Below are 22,686 nucleotides of genomic sequence, written 5' to 3'. Positions count from 1 at the left end.
TATGCTGCATCGCCAAAATCTGCTCCGTTCGGCCATGACGCTGTTCGTCATCCTCGTCATTCTTGGCGGGATCTATGCGCTCTGGCTGCGTTATCAGGTCGAACCCGTCACCCGCGACGGCAAGGTGCGCGCCGATCTGGTGCCGGTGGCGGCGGATGTGAGCGGTCTGGTGACGGACGTGCGCGTCAGCGACAACCAGCCGGTCAGGAAAGGCGATATTCTCCTCGTCATCGACCGTCCGCGCTACCAGCTTGCGCTGGACCAGGCGGTGGCGAACCTCGCCAGCCAGCAGGCCGCGCTGGATCAGGCCCTGCGTGAGGATCGCCGCAACCGGGCCATGGCCGAAGCGATCGCGACGGAAGCGGTCGAGCAGGGAAGGGCGCGGGTCGACCAGTTGCGGGCCAGCATCGGTCAGGCGGTCGCCGCGCGCAACCTGGCCCGCTTCAACCTGGACCGAACCTTCGTTCGCGCGCCGGTGGACGGCACGGTCGCCAATATGTCATTGCAACCGGGCGTGTATCTCACGGCGGGCAAACCGGCGCTGGCTCTGGTCTACGGCAAGTCCATGCGGGTGGAGGGCTATTTCGAGGAAACCAAGCTGCCCGCCATCCGCGTCGGCGATCCGGCCAGCATCTATCTGATGGGGGTCGCCGACGAGATACAGGGCCATGTGCAAAGCATCGCCGGCGGCGTCGAGGATCGCGAGCGCGCCGGGGCGGACGGCCAACTTGCCAATGTGAATCCCTCCTTCACCTGGGTCCGGCTGGCGCAGCGCATTCCCGTGCGGATCACCATCGACAAAATCCCGCCGCAGGTCCGCATGATCCCCGGCCAGACGGCGACCGTCATCGTCCATCCCCGCAAGGACGGCCGCAGCGTGCACAGGAGCCTGCCATGGTGAGGCGGCCTCTCTTCCTCTCCCTGCTGAGCCTGTTGACGGGCTGCGCGACCGTCGGGCCGGATTATCGGCTGCCGGAAACCGCATCCGTCAACGCGCCGGGCGCGCAAGGGAATTTCCTCTCGGGCGGGACGGTCGCAAAGGCCGATCCGCTGCCCGATCATTGGTGGAAACTTTATGACGACCCCCTGCTGGACGGCCTGATCGAAAAGGCGCTGGCGGCGAATACGGATCTGCGCGTTGCCGAGGCCAATCTTCAGCGCAGCCTCGCCTTGCTCGACGCGCGCGGCGCAAGCCGGGAGGTTCAGGGCAGCCTGAGCGCGGAAACCAGCTATGCCCAACGATCCGCCGAGGCCGAGTTGCAGCATGTGCAGCCCCCGACCCGCCCAATCTATAATGCCGGCATCGCCGTCAGCTACGATCTCGACCTGTTCGGTGGTCTGCGGCGCGGGATCGAGGCGGCGGGCGCGGACACCGAGGCGGCCGTCGCGGCTCGCGATCTGGTGCGCGTCAATGTGGCGGCGGAGACTGCGCGCGCTTATGCCGACGCCTGCAACAGCGGGTTCCAGATCGATGTGCTCAGCCGGTCGATCGCGTTGCAGGAGAAGGGATTGCGGTTGACGGACGTGCTGATCCGCTACGGCCGCGCCGCGGCCTATGAGCGGGATCGACGTCAGGCCGCTCTTGAAAGCAGCAAGGCGCGCCTGCCCCGGCTGGCGGCCCGCCAGCGCAACGCCGCCTTCCGCATCGCCGCCTTGCAGGGACAGACGCCGGATAGGGCGGATGACGGACTTCTCAAGTGCCGCCATCCGCTGGCGCTCACGCAAATTCTCCCGGTCGGCGACGGCCGCGCGCTGCTGAAGCGCAGGCCTGACATCCGCATGGCGGAGCGCCGGCTGGCGGGATCGACGGCGCGCATTGGGGTCGAGACGGCGGCGCTCTATCCCGACATCCGCCTGGGTGCTTCCGCCGGGTCGACGGGCGCGGCGGCGGATTTCCTTTCGCCACTGACCAACCGCTTCGGCTTCGGTCCGCTGATCGGCTGGACGCTCAACCGGCATGCGGCGCGCGCCCGGATCGCGGCTGCGCAGGCGCAGGGCAGCGCCGATCTCGCCGCGTTCGACGGCGTGGTGGTCAAGGCGTTGCGCGAAGTGGAAATGGCGCTCAACGGCTATGCGGCCGGGATGGATCAGCAGCGGATCCTGGAACAGGCGCGGACGGACGCCGAGCGGGTCGCGCAGCGCACGATGCAGTTGCGCCGGGGCGGCAAGATCGCCGAGTTTCCGGCATTGGAGGCCGAACGCGATCTCGTCGCCGCGGATCAGGCGCTGGCCGAAAGCCGGGCAGCGACGAATGAGGATCAGATCGCGCTTTTCCTGGCGCTGGGCGGTGGATGGACGGTCGCATCGGCGAAGGAATGACGGCGCGAGGGCCGCGCCGTGCCTCTTGTGGCGCTCTCCCGCCCTTGCTAAAAATATGAAGAAAATGCATTTCATCGTGCATTGAGCGCAAGGATTTGCATGAATGGATATTGGCGTCGCCCGCACCTTTCTGGAGGTGGTGAAGACGGGGAGTTTCGTGGGCGCCGCCAATAATCTCCATCTCACCCAGACCGCCGTCAGCGCCCGCATCCGCGTGCTGGAGGAGCAACTCGACCGGCCGGTGTTCATCCGCAACAAGGCGGGCGCGAAATTGACGCCGGCCGGGGAGCAGTTCCTGCGGTTCGCCACGACGCTTGTACAGGTATGGGCGCGCGCGCAGCGGGCGGTTGCCCTTCCGCCCGGCCGGGAAACCGTGGTCACGGTCGGGGCTGAACTCAGCCTGTGGAGCCCCTTGCTGCGCCATTGGCTGTTGTGGATGCGGCGCGAATGCGCCGAAATCGCTGTGAGCACCCATATAGAGACGTCCGACCGCCTGATGGAGCAGGTGCAGGATGGGACGCTCGACGTCGCGGTGCTTTATGCCGCGCCCAGCCGGCCCGGCGTGATCGCCGAACTGCTGTTCGAGGAAAAACTGGTGCTCGTCCGCACCACACCGGCCAATGGGCCGTTGGCGCCGGAGGATCATGTGCGGATCGACTGGGGCGAGGAGTTCGCCGCCAGCTATCAGGCGGCGTTTCCTGACCAGCCCAATGCAGTCGTATCGATCAGCTATGGTCCGCTGGCGCTCGATTACATACTGGAGACGGGTGGAAGCGGCTATTTCCGAAAGGGGTTTATTCGCCCTTATCTGGAGGAGGGGCGGCTGGCGCTCGTGCCGGGCAGTCCCGAATTTTCCTATTCGGCCTATATGGTGCATTCGACCAAGGCGGACGCCGGCGTGATGGATCGTGTCCGCGCCGGGCTTCATGCCGCGGCGGCGCCATGACGGATCGCAGGTCCGGCTTCATGGGACGGTTCCTTGTGATCGGTGCCATTTCCTCCTCCATCGCTGCGCCTTCCGTTGCTCAGGAAACGACTCTTCTGGACGAAGGCGGCCATGTCGTCGTAACCGGCACCCATATCCAACGCAGCGATTATGATTTCGCCAATCCGCTGGTCAGTGTCACCGCCGAGCAACTGGAGCGGTCCGGCAATGTCCAGATCATGGATACGCTCGCGCAAAATCCGGCTTTGCTGAACTCCCTTGGCGGCTACAGGACGGCAGGTTCCGAAGGCGACTTCGGCGCGGTCGGCGTTGCCCTGCTGGACCTGCGCGGGCTGGGGGAGAACCGGACGCTGGTGCTGGTCGACGGGCGCCGCCATGTGGCGGGCGTGTCCGGGACGGCCGCCGTCGACATCAACACGATCCCTATCGATTTGATCGAAGGCGTCGATGTGCTGACCGGCGGCGCTTCCGCCATCTACGGCGCCGACGGCGTGTCGGGCGTGGTCAATTTCCGGCTGAAGCGCAATTTCGACGGTTTCAAGGCCAGCGGCCAGATCGGCATTTCCAGCCGGGGGGATGCCGGCCAGCGCTACGGTTCGCTCACTTATGGCATGAATTTTGGCGGCGGACGCGGAAATATCGCCTTGTCCTACGAATTTCGCGAACAGGACCGGGTCAGCAGTTTCGACCGCCAACGCACCGGCAATCCGCTCAAAACCTATGGCATCGTCCGCAATCCGGCGGATTTTCCAGACGATCCCGAAGTGCCCGACCGGATTCCCATCCCTGATCTGCGCTATGCCGACAGTTCGCCCGACGGCGCGGTCGTCCTGAACGTCGCCGATTGCGGGAACGACGCTATCGGCATTTGCGATCCGGTATTTACCGGCTCGGGCAAGTTCTATGACCGTGGTACCCTGCTGCCGTCATCGGGTGGACTGACGCAGGGCGGCGACAGCACGCCGTTGGCGGGCTATCAAGGCGATCTTCAGGCCTATAATCGGGTCCATAATGTCAATCTGCTGTCGCATTATGATTTCAGCGATGACGTCTCCTTCTTTTTCGAAGCGAAATATGTCCGGAACAAGACATTCACCCTGAATCAGCCGTCCTTCGACTTCTTCACCTATCTGACGCCGGAAAATCCCTATCTTCAGGATCGATTCGGTATCGATGCGACGGTGCAGGGCGCGCTCGTGTCCCGGGACAATTTCGATCTCGGCATACGCGGGGAAAGCGACGACCGGGAAACCATGCGCTTCGTGGGTGGATTTCAAGGCCGGATTTCCAACTCCGCACGCTATGAATTATCCTATGTGTTCGGTCAGACCCGGTCGCAGATCGAATTGACGAATTTTCGTATCGCCGATCGCTATTTCGCCGCGCTCGATGCGGTCCGGGACCCGGCGACCGATGCGGCCGTCTGCCGATCCACCCTGTTCCCCGATGGGAATATCGATCCCCATAATTACGACGCGCCGGCATCCACCTTCACCCCCGGCCCGACCAGCGGCTGCGTGCCGCTCAATATTCTGGGCAGCGGCGTGCGCAGCCAGGCCGCGGTCGATTGGATCGACGCGAACATGGTGAACCGCGCCAAGTTGCAGCAGCATGTCCTTTCCGCTTCGATTTCCGGCGACTTCGGCCAGTTTCTCGAACTGCCGGGCGGCTCTGTCGGCTTTGCCATGGGCGCCGAATATCGGAAGGAAAAGAGCAGCTTTTTGCCTGACGAGCTGTTGCAGCAGGGCGCCATTGCCGACTTTTCCCTCCGATTGCCCGAGCAGGGCAGCTTCGCCGTGAAGGAAATATTCGGCGAATTGTCCTTTCCGGTGCTCAAACAAATGCCCTTGGCCCATAATCTGAGCTTCGGCGCCGCGCTGCGCCTGTCGGACTATTCCACCGTCGGCAAGGCCATGAGCTGGAAGGTGGACGGCAGCTATGCGCCCATCCGCGACCTGACATTTCGCGGCACTTGGTCGGCGGCCGTCCGCGCGCCCAATATCACGGAGCTTTACGCGCCGCGGAATGGTGCTTTCTCCTTTATCGCCGATCCGTGCGATCCTGTGTTTGTCGGTGAAGGCACGCCATATCGCGCCGCCAATTGTCGGGATGCCTTGCAGGCCGCCGGTCTGACGCCGGCGCAGATCGCCAGCTTCAACCCGCAAAATGATCCGGTCGCAACGATCACCCTGCCGGGCACTTCGGGCGGCAATCCAGATCTTCAGCAGGAAAGCGCGCGCACCTGGACCGCGGGCATGGTGTTCAGGCCCAGCTTCATCCCCGGATTGCTCGCGTCCTTCGACTGGTACGACATCAAACTCAAAAATGCGATCAATACGCCTGACGCGCAGGATATCGCCGCGCTCTGCGTGGATCAGCCCACGCTCGACAATGTCTATTGCGAGAATATCAGCCGCGCCAACGGCACCGGCTATATCTCCAGCTATTTCGTCAAGCCGCAGAATGTCGCCCATTTCCGCACGGCCGGTGCCGACATCAGGCTCAACTACAGCCTCGACACGGCGCGGATTGGGCAGTTCCGCCTCTCGTTGGTGGGTGGCTATCTTGATCGGCTGGAGTTCATCCCCACGCCGGGCGCGAATGTCGATGTCGACCGGCTGGAGGCGTATTTCCCAAAATGGAACGCCACCGGCGATCTTACGTGGAAATATAAAGCGCTGACGGTCAATTACGGCATGAGCTGGTTCAGCAGGACCCGGCGCTACACGAGCGAGGAACTGGCGGCCAATCCCGATATTTCGGACGCCCACTATGTCTGGTACAAGGAAAAGTGGCAGCATGACCTGTACCTTGCCTATGATGTCGAGCATCGTTTTCGCCTTTACCTTGGCGCGAACAATCTGTTCGATCAGAAGGCATCGGTCGCTGCGGTGAGCGACAGCTATCCCGTCAGCTTCGTGGGCCGTTATTTATATGCCGGCGTCAAGTTCGGCCTCTGATACCATCGCGCTCGGTCTTCGACCGATCACAAGTGGGTTTCGCTCAGGCGCCGCGCGGGCTTTACCAAGGTCCGATGAGTCAAACTCCTCGCGCCTTGGTATGACACGCCGCTTCGCCAAAAAGCCTGTTTCATCCCGCGCCCCGGCGGGTCCGGGGCGCGCTTCTGTCAACCGCGTCAGAAAGGATAGGTCACGCCGTAATAATCATAGACTGTGCGGCCATAAGCCCGGTCGAAATCGGGCTCCTTGCCCACTGCGTAACGCGGTGCCTGTTCCAGCACGGACTTGTCCAGATCGATGGCATAGCCGCCGCGTGACGGATCATAGGTGAGGACATTCCACGGCAACGGATAATATTCGCTGCCAATGCCGAACAGTCCGCCAAATTGCAGGACGGCATATTCAACGCGGCCTTCCCGCTTTTCCACCATGAAATTATAAATTGAACCCAGCTTCTCGCCCTCATGGTTATAAACGGACGTACCCTCCACCTTGTTGGATGCAATCAGGCGCGTGGTTTCCTCGGTCGCAATCGGATCGGCCATGGTTTCTCTCCTTCCAATATCAATTTCAGGAAAAACGAAATCGCCGTCAGGTCGATCCGAACCTGTTACGGATCCCGGAATGGAATTGGGGCGAAGCGGTGCACGGACATGATGGGCGGTGGCCAACCAATCCCGGATAATTCGGATAGTCGCCTTATCCGCATCCAGAGATTGATGGAGGTTAGCTACGCAGCCGAAGGCTGGCAGTAGCGCTTGATTCCTTGCCCGAAAAATCGCTAGGCAAAAATTCAGTGCCCTTTTCGCGAGATCCGACGGATATGAAAAAATCAGAAGAAGCCCGGTTCGGATCGCGCCTGGACGCATGGTCATTTATCGGTCTGGTTCTGGGGCTGGCTTTTTTCCTCATCAGCGGTGCTGTCGCCTATCTCAACATCCAGACGCTGGGGGAGAATGACCGGGCCATCCGCCATACCCATGAAGTCCTGATCGGCCTCAACGATCTGCTGTCCTCCGCCCAGGACGCGGAGACGGGGCAGCGGGGCTATATCCTGACTGGCGACGATACTTATCTGGAGCCATATCGGGCGGCGGTCGCCGACTTGCCCCAGCGCCTTGAAACGGTCGCCCGGCTGACGCGGGACAATCCCGCCCAGCAGGCCAGCATCGGTCCGCTGAAACGCCATGTCGATGCCAAGCTGGCGGAACTTCGCGACACTGTCGAACTGCGGCGCGCCAAGGGCATGGCCGCGGCGATGGCCGTGGTGACGAACGACCGTGGCAAGGGTGAGATGGACGCCATTCGCGCGCAGCTCAATATCATGGCGCGGGAAGAACTGCGCCTGCGTCAGGTCCGGCTCGATGAGATGGCGGCCGCCTCGCGGACCGCCATCACCAGTGGGCTTGTGTCCGGCCTTCTGGGCGCGGCGCTGACGATCGCCGTCTTCACGCTGGTCCGGCGGAGCAGCCGGGCGCGCCTGCGGGAACAATGGTTGCAGGCGGGGCAAATCGGGCTGGCCGACGCGATGCGGGGCGACCAGTCCGTCGAACAGCTTGGCCAGGCGATATTGGCATTCCTCGCCCGGTATCTGGGATTTCAGGGGGGCGCGCTCTTCACCGGCGAGGATGGCCATTTCCGTCGGATGGCCACTCTGGGCGTTCCGGCCGATGCGGAGGTGCCGCTCGACTTCGCCGTCAGGGAAGGTCTTCTGGGCCAGGCAGCGGCGGAGGGCCGCCGACTGGTGATCGACGACGTGCCCGACCGCTATCTGACCATCGGTTCCGCCTTTGGCCGTGACCGGCCCCGGCATCTCGTCATTCTGCCCTCGACGGCCGACGATGTCGTCAACGCGGTGATCGAACTGGGTTTCTTCGAACCGGTGGATTCAGCGACCCTTGCCCTGCTGGACGAGGCTTGCGGCGCGATCGGCATCGCGCTGCGGTCGGCGCATTTCCGTGCCCGGCTTCAGGATGCGCTGGAGGAGACACAGCAACAGGCCGAGGAATTGCAGGCGCAGGGCGAGGAACTGCGCGCCAATAATGAGGAACTGGAGGCGCAGACCCGCCAGTTGCAGGACGCCGCCGGCCGGCTGGAGGCGCAGCAGCGGGAACTGGAGCAGAACAATGCCCAGCTTGAGGACCAGACCCGTCAACTCCAGCTCCAGCGTGACGATCTGGCGCGCGCGCAGGCTTCGCTGAAAAATCAGGCGGGCGAACTGGAACAGGCCAGCCGCTACAAGTCCGAATTTCTTGCCAATATGAGCCATGAGTTGCGCACGCCGCTCAACTCGCTGCTCATCATGGCGCGCTTGCTGGCGGAGAACCGGGGCGGCAATCTGAGCGCGGAGCAGGTCCGCCACGCCGAAACCATCGAAACATCCGGCAACGATCTGCTGACCCTTATCAACGACATATTGGATATTTCGAAGATCGAGGCGGGCAAGCTCGAACTGCAACCGCGCCGTTTCCGCACGACGCCGTTGCTGGACAAGATGCGGGCGGTCTTCGGCCCGGCGGCGCAGGCAAAGGGCCTTGCCTTCCGCGTCGAGGCGCAGCCAGGCGTCGAGGAGATCGAGTCCGATCAACAGCGGCTGGAGCAGGTGCTCAAGAATTTCCTGTCCAACGCCGTCAAGTTCACCGAACGCGGCGAAGTGTCGCTGGGCGTCGCGCGGCTGGAGGACGGGCGGATCGGCTTCACGGTCCGGGACACCGGCGTCGGCATCCCGGCGGACAAGCAGCAGTTGATCTTCGAAGCCTTTCATCAGGGCGACGGGACGGTCAGCCGCAAATATGGCGGCACCGGCCTTGGCCTCTCCATCTCGCGCGAACTGGCTCGCCTGCTGGGCGGCGACGTGAAGGTGGAGAGCGCGGAAGGGCAGGGCAGCAGCTTCTCCCTGATCCTGCCGGAACGCTTCGAACCCGCGCTGGCCGGGGTGGAGCCGGTGCGGCCGCGTCCAGCCAATCCCGCGCCCGCGCCCATGCGCCCACGCGGTCCCGCCGTGGCGGAGGACGACCGGGAAGGACTGGAGGGCGGCAGCCGCGTCATCCTGATCGTGGAGGACGATCCGGTCTTTGCCCATATCCTGCGCGACATCGTTCATGAACAGGGCTTTCAATGCCTGATCGCGGGCACGGCGGACGAAGGCGCGCTGATGGCGCGGCAATATCTTCCCAACGCCGTGATCCTGGATATGAACCTGCCCGATCATACCGGCCTGTCGGTGCTCGACCGTATCAAGCGCGACGTGCGCACGCGGCATATACCGGTGCACGTCGTATCGGTGGACGATGACAGCCAGGCGGCGCTGTCCAGCGGCGCGATCGGCTACCTCTTCAAGCCGGTGAAGCGCGAGCGCCTGGTGGAGATGCTGGAAGGGCTGGAAGCGCGCATGGCGCAGCGGATGCGGCGCGTACTGGTGGTCGAGGATGACGCCCAGCAGGCGGAGAGCATCAAGCTGCTGCTGGCGTCCCGCGATGTGGAAACGGTGGAGGCGCATTCCGCCGCCCAATGTTTCGACATGCTAGGCCGCGATACTTTCGATTGCATGGTGCTGGACCTGAACCTTCCCGACGCCACCGGCCTTGATCTGCTCGAACGGCTGAGCGCCGATGACAGCGTGGGTTTCCCGCCGGTCATCGTCTATACCGGCCGCGATCTCAGTCAGGATGAGGAATTGCGGCTGCGCAAATATTCCAAGTCGATCATCGTCAAGGGCGCGAAATCGCCCGAACGGCTGCTCGACGAGGTCACGCTGTTCCTGCATCAGGTCGTGTCCGAACTGCCCGAGCCGCAGCAGCAGTTGCTGGCCCAGTCGCTGAACCGCGACGAGGCGCTGGAAGGCCGAAATATTCTGGTCGTGGAGGACGACATCCGGAACGTTTATGCCCTGACAAGCATTTTCGAACCGCATGGGGTCAATGTCCGCATCGCCCGCAACGGCCGGGAAGCGCTTGTCGCGCTTGACGAATCCGCGCGTGCGCTGTCCGCGCCGGTCGATCTGGTATTGATGGACGTGATGATGCCGGAAATGGACGGTCTTTCGGCCACGCGCGAAATCCGCAGCCAGTCCTGGGGGAAGGATCTGCCGGTGATTGCGCTGACGGCCAAGGCGATGCCGCGCGACCAGCAGGAATGCCTGAACGCGGGCGCGAACGACTATCTGGCCAAGCCCCTGGATGTCGACAAGCTGCTGAGTCTGGTGCGCATATGGATGCCGCGCTGAACGAGCCCGACATCGCGTCCCATGAGGGGATCGAGCTGGATTTGCTGCTGGAGGCGATCCGGCGCCATTATCATTACGACTTTCGCGGCTATTCGCGGGGGTCGCTCCATCGCCGGCTGGCGCGCGCGCAGCAACGCTTCGGCTGTACCAGCCTGTCGCAGCTCCAGCACCGCATCCTTCGCGACGGAGCGGCCTTTGCCGACCTGATGGCGTTCCTCACCATCCAGGTCAGTGAGATGTTTCGCGATCCCGCCTATTTCCGGGCGTTGCGCGAAAGAGTCATTCCGCATCTGCGCACCTATCCGTCGCTCAAGGTGTGGATCGCCGGATGCGCCAATGGCGAGGAATTCTATTCGCTCGCCATCCTCTTTCGTGAGGAAGGACTGGAGGAGCGCACCATTTTCTACTGCACGGACATCAGCCCCGCCGCGCTGGAAAAGGCCGAGACGGGAATATACAGTCTGGACCGTATCGCCCAGTTCACGGAAAATCATCGCCGGTCGGGTGGGAAAAGCTCGCTCTCCGATTATTATACCGCGGCATATGGCGGCGCCCTGCTTGATCGCTCGTTGCGCCGCAGGGCGGTTTTCGCCGAACATAATCTCGTCAGCGATGAGGTGTTTTCCGAAGTGCAACTCGTGTCCAGCCGCAATGTCCTCATTTATTTCGACCGCGCGTTGCAGGATCGGGCGCTGGGATTGTTCGGGGAATCGCTAGTGCGCGGCGGTTTCCTGGGACTGGGGTCGAAGGAGACGCTGCGTTTTTCGCAGCATGCCGCCGCCTTCGCCGATTTCGATGAGGATGAGAAGATCTATCGCCGCAACACCATGGTCCTGAAGGAGACCCCCCATGCAACGTGAGCCGGTCAAGATATTGGCCGTCGACGACGTGCCGGAAAATCTTGCCGCCTTGGACGCCCTGCTGCGTTGTGAGGGGTTGGAACTGCTTCGGGCCGGGTCCGGAATAGAAGCGTTGGAACTGCTGCTGGTGCATGATGTGGCGCTGGCGCTGCTTGACGTGCAGATGCCAGGCATGGACGGCTTCGAACTGGCGGAATTGATGCGCGGGACGGAGCGGACCCGCCGCGTACCGATCATCTTCCTGACCGCCGTGGCCACGGATGAGCGCCGCCGTTTCCGCGGCTATGAAACGGGCGCGGTCGATTATCTGCTGAAGCCGGTCGATCCGCAAATCGTCCGCAACAAGGTGGATATTTTCATCGAGCTGTTCCGCCACCGACAGGAACTGGCCCACGAGCGGGACAGCCATGCCGCCGCACTGGCCCGGTTGCAGGCGCATAGCGACAATTCGCCGCTTGCCCTTGTCGAACTGGACGCGGACCAGCGCATTGTCGCCTGGTCTAAGGGTGCCGAGCGTCTTTTCGGCTGGCGGCATAGCGAGGTCGCCGGTTTTTGCCCTGCGCAGATCAAGTGGCTGCATCAGGAGGACGCCGGCGGTTTTGCCGCGTTGATTCAGGAAATGATCGCGGGCGACCGGCCTCGTGCATCGATGACCTTGCAGTTTAACAGCATGGAAGGGGCGGTCCTCCATTGCGAATGCTATGGTTCCGCACTGCTGGATGGCGCGGGCGGATTGATTTCCGTGGCGTTGCAGATACTCGATGTGACCGACCGGAAGCGGGCCGAGGATACCCGGAAACTGCTGGTCGGCGAACTCAATCATCGGGTGAAGAATACGCTCGCATCGGTCCAGGCCATCGCCACGCAGACGCTGCGCCACAGCAGCGGTCCCTCCGATTTTGCCCCGACCTTCATCGGTCGCATTCATGCGCTGGCCGGCGCGCATTCGCTGCTCAGCAATGCGACCTGGCAGGCGGCGAGTTTGCGCGACCTGGTCGAGGGCCAATTGTCGATTGGCGCCATCGACGTGGATCGGTTCGAAGCCACGGGACCCGATCTGGACCTCCAGCCGGAACCCGCGCTGCACCTGGCTCTGGTCCTGCACGAACTGGTGACCAATGCGCATAAATATGGGGCGCTGTCCGTGCCGGGCGGGCGGGTTTCGCTGAACTGGCGCGTAGAGGACAAGCGGTTGATGCTGGATTGGCAGGAGCAGGGCGGTCCTGCCGTCTCGCCACCGTCGCGTCGCGGGTTCGGTACGGCGCTGATCGAGCGCAGCCTGCGCGCCGATGGGGGAAGCGCCGAACCGCGTTACACCGCCGATGGAATGGGATGGACCCTGACGCTGCCAATCCTGTCGGGCGTTCGGCAGAGCAAGAGCAGCGCCTCCACCCCGCTTGGCAGGGGAGGGCGGTCGGCCACAGGTCAGCAGCAACCGGCGGACCTGCATGGGCGTCGGCTTTTGCTGGTGGAGGATGAAACACTGATCGCTTTCGAACTGACCGCTATTCTAAAGGATGCGGGCATTGCCGTATCGGGGCCGGTTTCCACCGTGGATCAGGCGCTGGAGCAGATCGCTCAGGCGGATTTTGACGGAGCTCTGGTGGACGGGAATTTGCAGGGACAATCGGTGGACGCGATCGTCCATGCCCTTGCCGCGCGAAACATCCCTTTCCTGTTCGTCAGCGGTTATGACAGCGATCATCTTCCTGCCGAATTCGAAGGCGTGGCCGTCATTGGCAAACCTTTCAAGCCGGAGGCCCTGCTAAGCGCTGTTGCGACGATGGGCGAAATGCCGATACGGCAGGCGGGCTGAAATCCCGCCTCAATCCCGGTTTCGGGGTACCATCTGTACAAAGAACGTCCCCCTGGCAAGACCAGGGGGACGTTCTTTTTTTGGCAGTTTGTCAGCTTCCGAAATTATAGCGCAGGCGCAGGCCATACATGCGCGGTTCGCCGAAGATCTGCGACTGCGAAGCGACCTGATTGTACACGCCGCTGTTCGACATGAAATAGGCCTTGTTCAGCAGATTCGTCCCGAATACCGACACGTCGAGATCCGTGCCCAAGGCCTTCTTCCAGTCCAGCGACGCGGACAGCAGGCCGAAGGACGGCAGCTTGGAGCCCGGTTCCCAGGTCACGTTCGTGCCGGGGAACTTATCCAGCTGGTTGCCGGCCTGCTGGCGGCTGGACGTCCACGAATAGCTCATGAACAGGCTGACTTTGCCGATATTATCCGGAGTGGGCAGGGTAAGCCGACCATAGACCGAGAAGATATCCGGCGCCAGATATTGCAGCGGAATGCAGCGCAGGTCTGGGGTGGTCGTCCGCGCGAAATTGTTCGAAGCGGTCGAGTTGCAATCGAAAACCGGCTGAGGCGCATTATAGGAGAAGGACTTGTAATGCGCATCGGTGTGGCTGTAGTTGCCGCCAATCTCAAGTGCGTCGATCGGCTTGAACATGGTTTCCACTTCCACGCCGCGGATCACCGCCTTGGCAGTGCTCAGCGTTGCCGCACCAGTCTGGTTGGTGGTCGGGTTGAAGTCGGCCAGACCACGCTGGATGTGGTTGTAATCCATATTGAAGCCGTTGACGTTCAGGCGAACGGGGCGGCCGGCAATACGGAAATCGGATTTGAAGCCCGCCTCCCAATCGGTCACATATTCAGGACCGAACTGCGTGAATTCCAGATTGACCGCATAGGCATTGAAGCCGCCCGCCTTATAGCCGCGCGAAACCTTGCCATAGATCATCAGATTGTTGATCGGGCGATAGTCGAGGCCGATGGTCCAGTTCGGAGCCGAACTGCGCAGATGCCCTTCATACCGGCAACCCGGCGTCGCTGCGTCGATGGGATTGGCCAGATTGGCGCGCGCCACCGACACACCGTTGAACGAGCATCTCACATTGTCGGGGCCGGTGCCCGAATATAAGGCGGGGTTGTAGCCGATGGTGAAACCGTCGATCCGGTCCCAGGTATAGCGATAGCCAGCCGTCAGGCGCAGGCGATCGAGCGCCGGAACGAAAGCGCCGAAATCGAGCGTGGCCTGCGCGAACAGCGCCTTCGATTCGTTGGTCACGCCGACGATGCGGTCCCCCGCGCACGCCAGGGACCCGGCTTCCCCTGGCAGGGCGCATACGGTGGTCCCGTAATAGTGCATCGTGCCGCCGGGCGATTGCTTGGAATAGAAGCCGCCGAGGGTGTAGGTCAGCTTCCTGTCAAGCGCTTCGCCCTGAAGCTGAAGCTCTTCGGTGAACAGGTGGAAATCGTCCTTCGGCGCGGTCCGGCTCAGCGACGTCACGCCCGTGTCGTTGAGGTTGATGATCGTGCCGTCCTGATCGCTCGCATAAAAGGATTTGAGCGAGGCATAGCTGATGATGTTACGCAGCTTCAGCCCATCGGCCAGCGCGATGTCCGTGCTGTTGTTGATGCCCCAGGTTTCGACCTTGGCGAAATCGTCCAAGCCATGAGCGACCTTGCGGATGCCGCGCTGCTGCTGATCGGCGATCAACTGGCGGAAGGCGTTGCAATTGGGATCGGCATTGGCCCCGCTGGCCGGGCAGAAGTTGAGCGTGGCCCCGACGGCGGCGGGCAGGGTGGCTGCCCTGGCGCTGAATCCCTGAAGCAGCGGATAGTTGAAGGCAATGGGAACGATGCCGGTGCCATTGGTCTTCGAATAGCCGTAATAGGCCATGGTATAGTTGGTGACGGCTTCGACCGGCTGCCATTCGACGCCGATGCGACCCATGCGCCAATGCTCGTTGTCGCGATCCTTGTTCCAGTGGATGTCCTGGGTGTAGCCGTCGCGGTCGCGCGACGCGCCGACCAGACGGACCCGCAGAGTGTCCGTGACGGGCAGGTTCAGCACGCCTTCGAACTCGGTCATGTTGTAATTGCCGAATGCGCCGGACAGATGGCCTTCCAGCCGGTCGGTGGGACGCGCCGTTGTCAGCAGCACCGCGCCGCCCGTGGTGTTGCGGCCGAACAGGGTGCCCTGCGCGCCGGACAGCACCTGAACATTCTGAAGGTCGACGAAATTGCCGGGCCCGCCCTGCTGGCTGAGGCTGAAGCCGATCGGGAGCGGCACTTCGTTCAGGTAGACGACGACGCCCGGCGAACCCTGAAACGAAGCGCCCTGGCCGCGAATGGAAGGCGACATGACGTCGCGATTGGCCTGACCGTTCGGCGCGATGGTCAGCGAGGGAACCTGGCTTTGCAGGCCCTGCACATTGTTGATGCTGCGCTCGCGCAGGCCTTCGGACGAAACCGCGGTGATGGTGATCGGCACGGTCTGGGAGCGTTCTTCACGGCGCTGCGCGGTCACGATGATTTCCGTGAGACCGCTTTCCTGCGATGCGCCCTGTTCGCTGCCCTGAGCGGCCATTGCGATCCCCGGCGTCAGGCCGGCCACGGCTGTGCCGGCCAGCAATGCCAGTCGCATCATGGATGTTCCTGCGGATACCATCTTCTCTCCCTTTCCAATCAAATGCTTTTTGAGGCGCTGGCATCTTGCTTCCCGGTCGCCCGATGCCGGGTTCGCGAAGTTTTTCGGCGCCGCAACATTAAAAAACGGCCAATTTGCAATATGTCATCTTGGCCGGATTGCCATTGACGGAAACCCGGCCTTTTCTTCGCGATGATTCAAGTCGCTTCTCATCGCGTATAATTATTACTTGTAATTTACGCAAATGATTTTTCAAACTTCACATGTAAATTTAAATGCGTAAGACGAATTGGCCGATTGGGCCGCCATTCATCGGTAATTCAACGATCGAGGCTGTAGGCGACGACATAATCGCCGATGGTTGTATGCATGAATGCATGTCCGCCCGCTGCGATGACGACATATTGTTTACCGGTTCGGGGCGAGACATAGCTCATCGGCAGGGCTTGGCCGCCGGCGGGCAGGCGGCCCTTCCACAATTCCTTGCCGCTCTTCAGATCGAAGGCGCGCAGATAATTGTCCATCGCCGCGCCGATGAAGGCCAACCCACCGCGCGTCACCATCGCGCCGCCCTGATTGAACACGCCGGGCACGGGAATACGCAGCGGCGCGTGATCGGCCGTGGTGCCAAGCGGCCGCTGCCACAGGATCTGCCGCGTCTTGAGGTCGATCGCGGTCAGCCGGCCCCAGGGCGGCGCATTGCACGGCAGGCCGAGCGGTGAGACGAACGGACGCTCGGTACGAACCGCATAGGGTGTGCCGCGCATCGGCGAGATGGCGCCGCGCCCGTCGAGAACGATCTCGTCCGTGGCGGGGGCTTCCTTACGGGGGATGAGTTTCAGGGTCAGCGGCATATAGGATGTCGGCACGATCATGACCTGACGCTCGGCATCCACCGCGATGCTGCCCCAGTTCATGATGCCGTTATTGCCAGGGAAGATCAGGCTGTTGTCCAGCGAAGGCGGCGTGAACCGGCCGGAATAGCGCAGCTTGCGGAATGCGATGCGGCACCAAAGCTGATCGACCGGGGTTGCGCCCCACATATCGGCTTCGCGAAGGGGCGGGGGTACCAGGCTGGGGAAGGCCAGCGAGACCGGCTGGGTGGGCGAATAGCGCTCGCCGGGCATATCTCCCTGCGGGACGGGACGTTCCTGGACCGGCGCGAGCGGGCGGCCGGTGCGCCGGTCGAGCAGGAAGATCTCGCCCTGTTTCGTCCCCTGGATCAGCGCGGGAACGGTTTGCCCGTTGATCGGCATGTCGACCAGCACCGGTTGCGAAGCGACATCATAGTCCCACAGGTCGTGATGCACGGTCTGGAACGACCAGCGCGTCTGGCCGGTTGCGGCATCCAGCGCCACGACCGAACTGCCATAGCGGTCCATGTCCGCGCTGCGCTGGCCGCCGAAATGGTCGGGCGAGGGGTTGCCGGTGGGAATGTAGACCAGACCAAGCTTCTCGTCGGCGCTGAACAGGCTCCAGGCGTTGGGGGAGCCATGGACATAGGTTTCGCTCGGCTTCAACACCGCATTGGGATCGTGCCGGCCGGCGTCCCAACTCCACAGTTCTTTGCCGCTGAGAACGTCAAAGGCCCGAACCACGCCCGATGGATTCTGCGTACCCATATTATCGAGCACGAAGCCGCCCACGACTGCGGCATTGCCGACGATCATCGGCGGCGAAGTCACGAACTGGACGCCGGGCTTGACGGCGCCAAGGCCGACATGGAGCGAAATTTCCCCGTTGCGGCCGAAATCCTGGCAACGCTGCCCGGTCTGCGCATCGAGCGCGAGCATGCGCCCGTCTATGGTGCCGACCAATATGCGGCTGTGGCACGCCTTGATCGCAGGATCGGGCGCCTGATGATAGGCGACGCCGCGGCAGGCGAGGGTGTAGACCCCGTTGGCAGCGGTCTTGGGATCATGCCGCCAGCGTTCCTTGCCGGTGTCCGCGTCCAGCGCAATGACGATATTATGTCCGGTGCAGAGATAAAGCGTGTCGCCAATCTGAAGCGGTGTCGCCTCGAACATCTGCGGCTGACGGGGGTCCTTGGGAAGATCGCCGGTGCGATAGGTCCAGGCGACCTTTAGCCCGCTGACATTGGCCGGGGTGATCTGACTGGCGGGCGAAAAGCGCTGGCCCGCTTTGCTGCCGGCATAGTCGGACCAATTCGTCGCGGCCTGCGGCGTGAGCGGACCGGCCGATTGTGCGGTTCCCCCCTGCCAGTGCAGCGTCAGCGCGGCGATGCCGACGATGAGCAGCGCCACCGCCACGGCGACAGGCGCGCGTGACCTGGAGCGGGTCGCAGGCGGTTCCCTCGAGGCCCGTTCAGGACCGAAGGCATGGCGGACCCAGGGCGTCAGCATGTAGAGACCCAGGACCACGGGGCCGCCAAGGCGAGGCAGCAAAAGCCAGAATTGCAAACCGACCTCGGCCAATGCCCAGACCAGCGTCGCCGTCAAGACGATGAGATAGAGCCACAGACCAAGCCTGTTGCCGCGACAGATGAAGACGCCCGACAGCAGGCAGGCAAGCCCTGTCGGCAGGTAATAAAGCGACCCGCCCAAGGCCGCGAGCCAGCCTCCGCCCGCCGTCAGCAACACGCCGACCAAGATCAGCAGGATACCCAGCGGCCACAAAGCCAGTCGCTTTTTCGTCATGTCTTCGTCACTCCTGCCCGGCCGGCGCGCCCGCGCCCTTGGGATCTATTTCCAGCTTGACGATGTCGCCCTTGAACGCGGCTGGGCCCGTATAGTCGTCGGTGACCGGGGTGCCGGCATCGAGGCCGATGTCGAACGTGTCGGTGATCTCTGTCGGCATCACTAGCGCCCGTTCGATCCGGCCCGATGCCACTTCGCGGTCGTTGACGCTGATGCGCATCAGCCCGCCGCTGCCTGGCCCCTTGTCGGCGGTGAAATCATAGCGGACCGTCGCCGCTCCCGAAGGGACAGGTTCGCGCCCCGCGACGCGAAACACCCGCTCGGCCTGTGTGGATCCGGCCATGGTGACGACCGGAAGCCCGTTCTTCAGATAAAAGCTCCAGCCCCCGAAATGACCGCCCAGCGCCGCCAGAACCCCGTCCTGCGCGCCGCTGGCGGTTCGGATTTGGGCCGTCAGCGTGAAGCTGCCGGTCAGACGAGGCCCGGTATCGAAAGGAACGCTGATATTCTTGCCCCAATAGACATAATGGCTTTTGGGTTTCGAATGGGCGAGGACGGCTGCCGCGCGCTTGTCGACCTGGTCGTCGACTGGAAAGACATTATTGCGTTCCGCTTCGGCGGCGAACAATGCCTTCATTTCGGCCAACTTCTGCGGATTGGATTTCGCAAGATCATGGCTCTGCGAAAAATCCTTGTCCAGATTGTAGAGTTCCCAGGGCCAGTCGGGGATCGGCGTGCCCTTGCGGTTGTAGTTGATATTCTGCGGCGTCGTGCCGGCCCACCAGCCGTCATGATAGATGCCGCGATTGCCGATCAGCTCGAAATATTGCGTGTGCCGATGGCTTGGCGCCTTGGGGTCGGCAAAGCTGTAGCTCATGCCCACGCCGTCCATCGGCCGCTGCCGCGCACCGTCGACGACATCGGGCTGGGGAAGGCCCGCCGCTTCCAATATGGTCGGCGCAATATCGATGACATGGTGGAACTGCGTGCGCAGGCCCCGTTCCTTGATATGGTCGGGCCAGGAAATAACGAGCCCGTTGCGGCTGCCGCCCAGATGCGAGGCATAGGTCTTGGTCCACTGGAAGGGCGACCCCATCGCCCAGGCCCAGCCCGCCGGATAATTTTCAAAGGAGCGCTTCCCGCCCAACTCGTCCAGCCGCGCCAGCAGTTCCTCGTCGCTCTCCTTCACGCCGTTGAAGAAGGTGCCCAGCATGTTCATGTTGCCGTCGACGCCCGCTTCCGCCGAGCCGCCATTGTCGCCCTCGATGAAGATGACCAGCGTGTTGTCGAACTTGCCCATGCGCTCCAGCTCGTCGATGAGACGGCCGAACTGCGCATCCTGATAGGCCAGCATCGCGGCATAGACTTCCATCATCCGCGCGCTGATCTGCCGCCGCGCAGGCGTCAGGCTCGACCAGGCGGGGATATAGTCGGGGCGCGGCGTCAGCGCGGTGTTGCCCGGAACGACGCCGATCCGTTTTTCCCGCGCCAGCGTTTCGGTCCTGACCTGATCCCAGCCCTGGTCGAACTGGCCCTTGAATTTGGCGATCCAGTCGGCCGGGGCCTGATGCGGGAAGTGGGCCGTGCCCGGCGCCAGATAGATGAAGAAGGGCTTGTCGGAATCGGCCGCCTGCTGGTTGTGGATCCAGTCGAGCGCATCGTCGACCAGCATCTTGTCCAGCACTTCGTCCTTCACGGCGGGGACCGGCGTCGTGCCGCGATAGAGGGGGGGCTCATACTGGTTGGCCTGCGGCCCGATGAAGCCGTAGAAATATTCGAAGCCCAGGCCCGTCGGCCACTGATCGAACGGCCCGGCCCGGGAAGCGGCCCCCGCCTGGACATTGTGATGCTTGCCGAACATCGCCGTATTATAGCCGTTGAGGCGCAAGGTCTCGGCCACCGTTGCGGCGCTTTTCGGGATCACCCCGTTATAGCCGGGGAAGTCCATGGCGAAATCGGTGATCGCGCCGGTACCGACGACATGGGAATTGCGTCCCGTCAGCAAGGCCGCGCGCGTCGGCGAGCACATGGCGGTGGTGTGGAAGCGGTTATATTTGAGCCCGCGCGACGCCAGACGATCGAGATTGGGCGTCGGGATCGGCCCGCCAAAGGTCGATGCCGCGCCGAAGCCGACATCGTCGGTCATCACCAGCAATATGTTGGGCGCTCCGGCGGGCGCCTTGACCGGCACGGCGGCGGCGGGGACGGATTGGGCGACGGTCGGCCCGATCTTGCCCGCGAAGGGTTGCGGCGGCTTGGGCAGAATGACTTCGCCCCCCGGGGCGGCGCGGCCCTGGACGGGAACCCCGGCACACACCAGGCCCACCAACGCCGCCGACACGAACCAATGCCGTGAACCCAAACCGTGCCGCATTTGCCTCTCCATACTATCGCTGTGCCCCTTCAGCTTGTTGCTTGGGGGGCGGTTATGCTCTTGTCGGGTCAATCAACACCTTGCACTGGCCGACAGCCGTGCGCAGCGCTTCGAAGGTTTCCGGCAACTCGGCAAAGCCGATTGTCTTCGTGTGCATCGGCGTGACTTTCGCCACTCCGCGCGCGATCAGATCGATCACCTGCTCGAAATTCTTTTCGGTATAGCATTGGGCGAACTGGACATTCACTTCCTTGCTAAAGCCGACGAGCGGGGTGATGCTGTCCTCGCCAAAGCAGACGCCGGCCACCACCACACGGCCACGGACGCCAGCCAACTGGATGGTCTGTTGAATGAGACCGGGAATACCGACGCATTCAAACACGACGTGCGGCGCACAGCCGGTCAGCGCGCGGAAACGGGCGCCGACATCTTCCGCCTTCGGATCGATCGTGGCCGTCGCGCCCAGATCCATCGCCAGCGCCCGACGGGTCGCGGCGGGTTCGCTGACGACGACATGCGCGGCGCCCGCCAACCGGGCGAACAGCGTGACCGCCGCGCCGATCGGCCCCGCGCCGATCACCAGAACCGCTTCGCCCTTGCCGATCCGACCCAGTTCGACGGTGTGATGCGCGACCGCGAGCGGCTCGACCATGCCACCTTCGTCGACCGACACGCCAGTCGGAAGCCGCTGGAGCATCGACGCGCGGGCGGCGACGAACTGCGCATAAGCGCCGGGCTTGTTCGCCTGCGTGCCGGTGAACTGCCCCTGCGAACAGAGCGCGGGCAAGTCCATGTCGCAGGCGTCGCACTGATGGCAGGCGTGGAGCGGCAGCGCCGTCACCCGGTCGCCGACCTTCCAGTCGCCCTTGATGCCGGTGCCCAACGCCACGATCTCGCCGGCAAATTCATGCCCCAGCACGGTGCCCGGCGGCACCGCGCCATATTGCGTGATATGAAGGTCGGAACCGCAGATGCCCGCGCGCGCCACCCCGATGATCACCTCATCCGCTTGCGGTGTGGGGTCGGCCACCGACCCCACCGACAGCGGCTTCCCTATCTCCTGAAAAAAGGCGGCGCGCATGGGTCTTATCCTTCTATCTTGGCGTCGATGCATCCCACGCGGGCCGACAGGCCGCCATCGACGGGCAGCACCGCGCCGTTGACATAACTGGCATCGGGCGACGCCAGAAACAGCACCGCTGCCGCGATCTCCTCAGGTTCGCCGCAACGCGCATAGGCTTCGATCCGTTCGCGTGTTTCCTTGCCGCTCTCGGTCGCCTCGAACCAGGCCAACAAAGGCTTGGTCGCTGCGTTGGGCAGCACGCAGTTGATGCGCACGCCGCTCTTGAAATTCTCCACCGCCGCGGTTTGAGTGAGGCTGATCACGCCGGCTTTCGCCGCGCCATAGACGCCCAGACCCGGCGCGCCGCCAATGCCTGCCGCCGAACTGATATTGACGATCGAGCCGCTCTTTTGCGCCCGCATCGGCCGGAGCGCCGCACGAACGCCGTAGAAGGTCGAGGACAGGTTGCCATTCACCACCCGATGCCAGTCCTCATCGGACAGCTCACCCAGGAAGCCGGGCGTGGTGAAGCCGACATTGTTGACGAGAATGTCGAGCCTGCCAAAGCGCCGGACGGCCTCATCCACCATCGCGTTTACCTCGTCCGCGTTGGTGACGTTGCAGGCCCAGGGAATGGCGTTGTCACCCAGCGACGTGGCGACCTCTTCTGCCTTGGCCAGGTCGATGTCGCAGATGAACACCGTCGCTCCTTCCGCCACCATGCGGCGGGCGATCGCTGCCCCGATGCCGCCGAAGCCGCCTGCACCGGTGACGATGGCAATTTGATTTTCCAACCGCATAGTCGATCCTTTTTTTCAGGGCATGTAGACGCCGCCG

At 63.1% G+C, this 22,686-nt stretch carries 13 protein-coding genes; 7 read left to right on the top strand and 6 right to left on the bottom strand.

Annotated features, from left to right (window positions below; genetic code table 11):
- Window position 1 precedes the first annotated feature (1 nt).
- The 4 genes from F7P65_RS15050 (at window position 2) to F7P65_RS15035 (ending at window position 6,225) form a co-directional block, all read left to right on the top strand.
- Window positions 2-901 (top strand): efflux RND transporter periplasmic adaptor subunit, encoded by a 900-nt coding sequence (locus F7P65_RS15050; RefSeq protein ID WP_150293139.1) that lies wholly within the window; start codon window positions 2-4, stop codon window positions 899-901.
- The gene (locus F7P65_RS15045) at window positions 895-2,319 is read left to right on the top strand and encodes an efflux transporter outer membrane subunit (protein WP_150293137.1); all 1,425 of its coding nucleotides are present in this window, start codon (window positions 895-897) and stop codon (window positions 2,317-2,319) included. Before F7P65_RS15050 ends, F7P65_RS15045 begins: the two co-directional genes overlap by 7 nt.
- A gap of 103 nt (window positions 2,320-2,422) precedes the next feature.
- The gene (locus tag F7P65_RS15040) at window positions 2,423-3,265 is read left to right on the top strand and encodes a LysR family transcriptional regulator (RefSeq protein WP_150293135.1); all 843 of its coding nucleotides are present in this window, start codon (window positions 2,423-2,425) and stop codon (window positions 3,263-3,265) included.
- Window positions 3,262-6,225 (top strand): TonB-dependent receptor plug domain-containing protein, encoded by a 2,964-nt coding sequence (locus F7P65_RS15035; protein WP_240334316.1) that lies wholly within the window; start codon window positions 3,262-3,264, stop codon window positions 6,223-6,225. The genes F7P65_RS15040 and F7P65_RS15035 overlap by 4 nt, the downstream gene beginning before the upstream one ends.
- A 176-nt stretch (window positions 6,226-6,401) precedes the next feature.
- Here the strand turns inward: F7P65_RS15035 and F7P65_RS15030 are convergent, their stop codons facing one another.
- A complete protein-coding gene (locus F7P65_RS15030) occupies window positions 6,402-6,770 on the bottom strand; it encodes a PRC-barrel domain-containing protein (RefSeq protein WP_150293131.1) in 369 nt (122 codons plus the stop codon).
- Window positions 6,771-7,048: 278 nt separating this feature from the next.
- On the opposite strand from F7P65_RS15030, the gene F7P65_RS15025 reads away from it, so the two are divergent.
- Genes F7P65_RS15025 through F7P65_RS15015 form a run of 3 tightly spaced genes read left to right on the top strand, consistent with a single transcriptional unit; the run spans window position 7,049 to window position 13,126 of the window.
- The gene (locus F7P65_RS15025) at window positions 7,049-10,450 is read left to right on the top strand and encodes a response regulator (RefSeq protein WP_150293129.1); all 3,402 of its coding nucleotides are present in this window, start codon (window positions 7,049-7,051) and stop codon (window positions 10,448-10,450) included.
- Window positions 10,435-11,310: a CheR family methyltransferase gene (locus F7P65_RS15020; RefSeq protein WP_150293128.1), complete on the top strand. Its 876-nt coding sequence runs from the start codon at window positions 10,435-10,437 to the stop codon at window positions 11,308-11,310. Before F7P65_RS15025 ends, F7P65_RS15020 begins: the two co-directional genes overlap by 16 nt.
- On the top strand, window positions 11,300-13,126 hold the full coding sequence (locus F7P65_RS15015; protein WP_150293126.1) for a response regulator: 1,827 nt from the start codon (window positions 11,300-11,302) through the stop codon (window positions 13,124-13,126). The genes F7P65_RS15020 and F7P65_RS15015 overlap by 11 nt, the downstream gene beginning before the upstream one ends.
- A 91-nt stretch (window positions 13,127-13,217) precedes the next feature.
- Here the strand turns inward: F7P65_RS15015 and F7P65_RS15010 are convergent, their stop codons facing one another.
- The 5 genes from F7P65_RS15010 to F7P65_RS14990 form a co-directional block, all read right to left on the bottom strand.
- A complete protein-coding gene (locus tag F7P65_RS15010; RefSeq protein WP_240334315.1) occupies window positions 13,218-15,755 on the bottom strand; it encodes a TonB-dependent receptor in 2,538 nt (845 codons plus the stop codon).
- 320 nt (window positions 15,756-16,075) lie between these two features.
- Complete coding sequence (locus tag F7P65_RS15005) at window positions 16,076-18,412, bottom strand: membrane-bound PQQ-dependent dehydrogenase, glucose/quinate/shikimate family (protein ID WP_150293122.1); 2,337 nt, start codon at window positions 18,410-18,412, stop codon at window positions 16,076-16,078.
- A gap of 7 nt (window positions 18,413-18,419) precedes the next feature.
- A complete protein-coding gene (locus F7P65_RS15000; RefSeq protein ID WP_150293120.1) occupies window positions 18,420-20,786 on the bottom strand; it encodes an arylsulfatase in 2,367 nt (788 codons plus the stop codon).
- 52 nt (window positions 20,787-20,838) lie between these two features.
- Window positions 20,839-21,867 (bottom strand): zinc-binding dehydrogenase, encoded by a 1,029-nt coding sequence (locus tag F7P65_RS14995; RefSeq protein WP_150293118.1) that lies wholly within the window; start codon window positions 21,865-21,867, stop codon window positions 20,839-20,841.
- A gap of 5 nt (window positions 21,868-21,872) precedes the next feature.
- A complete protein-coding gene (locus F7P65_RS14990) occupies window positions 21,873-22,649 on the bottom strand; it encodes an SDR family NAD(P)-dependent oxidoreductase (protein ID WP_150293116.1) in 777 nt (258 codons plus the stop codon).
- Window positions 22,650-22,686 lie beyond the last annotated feature (37 nt).

Source organism: Sphingobium estronivorans, assembly GCF_008692605.1.
Lineage (GTDB): Bacteria > Pseudomonadota > Alphaproteobacteria > Sphingomonadales > Sphingomonadaceae > Sphingobium > Sphingobium estronivorans.
Note: the sequence above shows the minus strand (reverse complement) of the source record. Positions and strands in the feature narration are given on the sequence as shown.

What these genes read in the sequence shown, in the direction of transcription:
- F7P65_RS15015 (WP_150293126.1), top strand. Translation starts at nt 11,300, where the DNA reads ATGCAACGTGAGCCGGTCAAGATATTGGCCGTCGACGACGTGCCGGAA.
- F7P65_RS14990 (WP_150293116.1), bottom strand. Translation starts at nt 22,649, where the DNA reads ATGCGGTTGGAAAATCAAATTGCCATCGTCACCGGTGCAGGCGGCTTC.
- F7P65_RS15045 (WP_150293137.1), top strand. Translation starts at nt 895, where the DNA reads ATGGTGAGGCGGCCTCTCTTCCTCTCCCTGCTGAGCCTGTTGACGGGC.
- F7P65_RS15020 (WP_150293128.1), top strand. Translation starts at nt 10,435, where the DNA reads ATGGATGCCGCGCTGAACGAGCCCGACATCGCGTCCCATGAGGGGATC.
- F7P65_RS15030 (WP_150293131.1), bottom strand. Translation starts at nt 6,770, where the DNA reads ATGGCCGATCCGATTGCGACCGAGGAAACCACGCGCCTGATTGCATCC.
- F7P65_RS14995 (WP_150293118.1), bottom strand. Translation starts at nt 21,867, where the DNA reads ATGCGCGCCGCCTTTTTTCAGGAGATAGGGAAGCCGCTGTCGGTGGGG.
- F7P65_RS15000 (WP_150293120.1), bottom strand. Translation starts at nt 20,786, where the DNA reads ATGCGGCACGGTTTGGGTTCACGGCATTGGTTCGTGTCGGCGGCGTTG.
- F7P65_RS15005 (WP_150293122.1), bottom strand. Translation starts at nt 18,412, where the DNA reads ATGACGAAAAAGCGACTGGCTTTGTGGCCGCTGGGTATCCTGCTGATC.
- F7P65_RS15035 (WP_240334316.1), top strand. Translation starts at nt 3,262, where the DNA reads ATGACGGATCGCAGGTCCGGCTTCATGGGACGGTTCCTTGTGATCGGT.
- F7P65_RS15025 (WP_150293129.1), top strand. Translation starts at nt 7,049, where the DNA reads ATGAAAAAATCAGAAGAAGCCCGGTTCGGATCGCGCCTGGACGCATGG.
- F7P65_RS15010 (WP_240334315.1), bottom strand. Translation starts at nt 15,755, where the DNA reads ATGATGCGACTGGCATTGCTGGCCGGCACAGCCGTGGCCGGCCTGACG.
- F7P65_RS15050 (WP_150293139.1), top strand. Translation starts at nt 2, where the DNA reads ATGCTGCATCGCCAAAATCTGCTCCGTTCGGCCATGACGCTGTTCGTC.
- F7P65_RS15040 (WP_150293135.1), top strand. Translation starts at nt 2,423, where the DNA reads ATGGATATTGGCGTCGCCCGCACCTTTCTGGAGGTGGTGAAGACGGGG.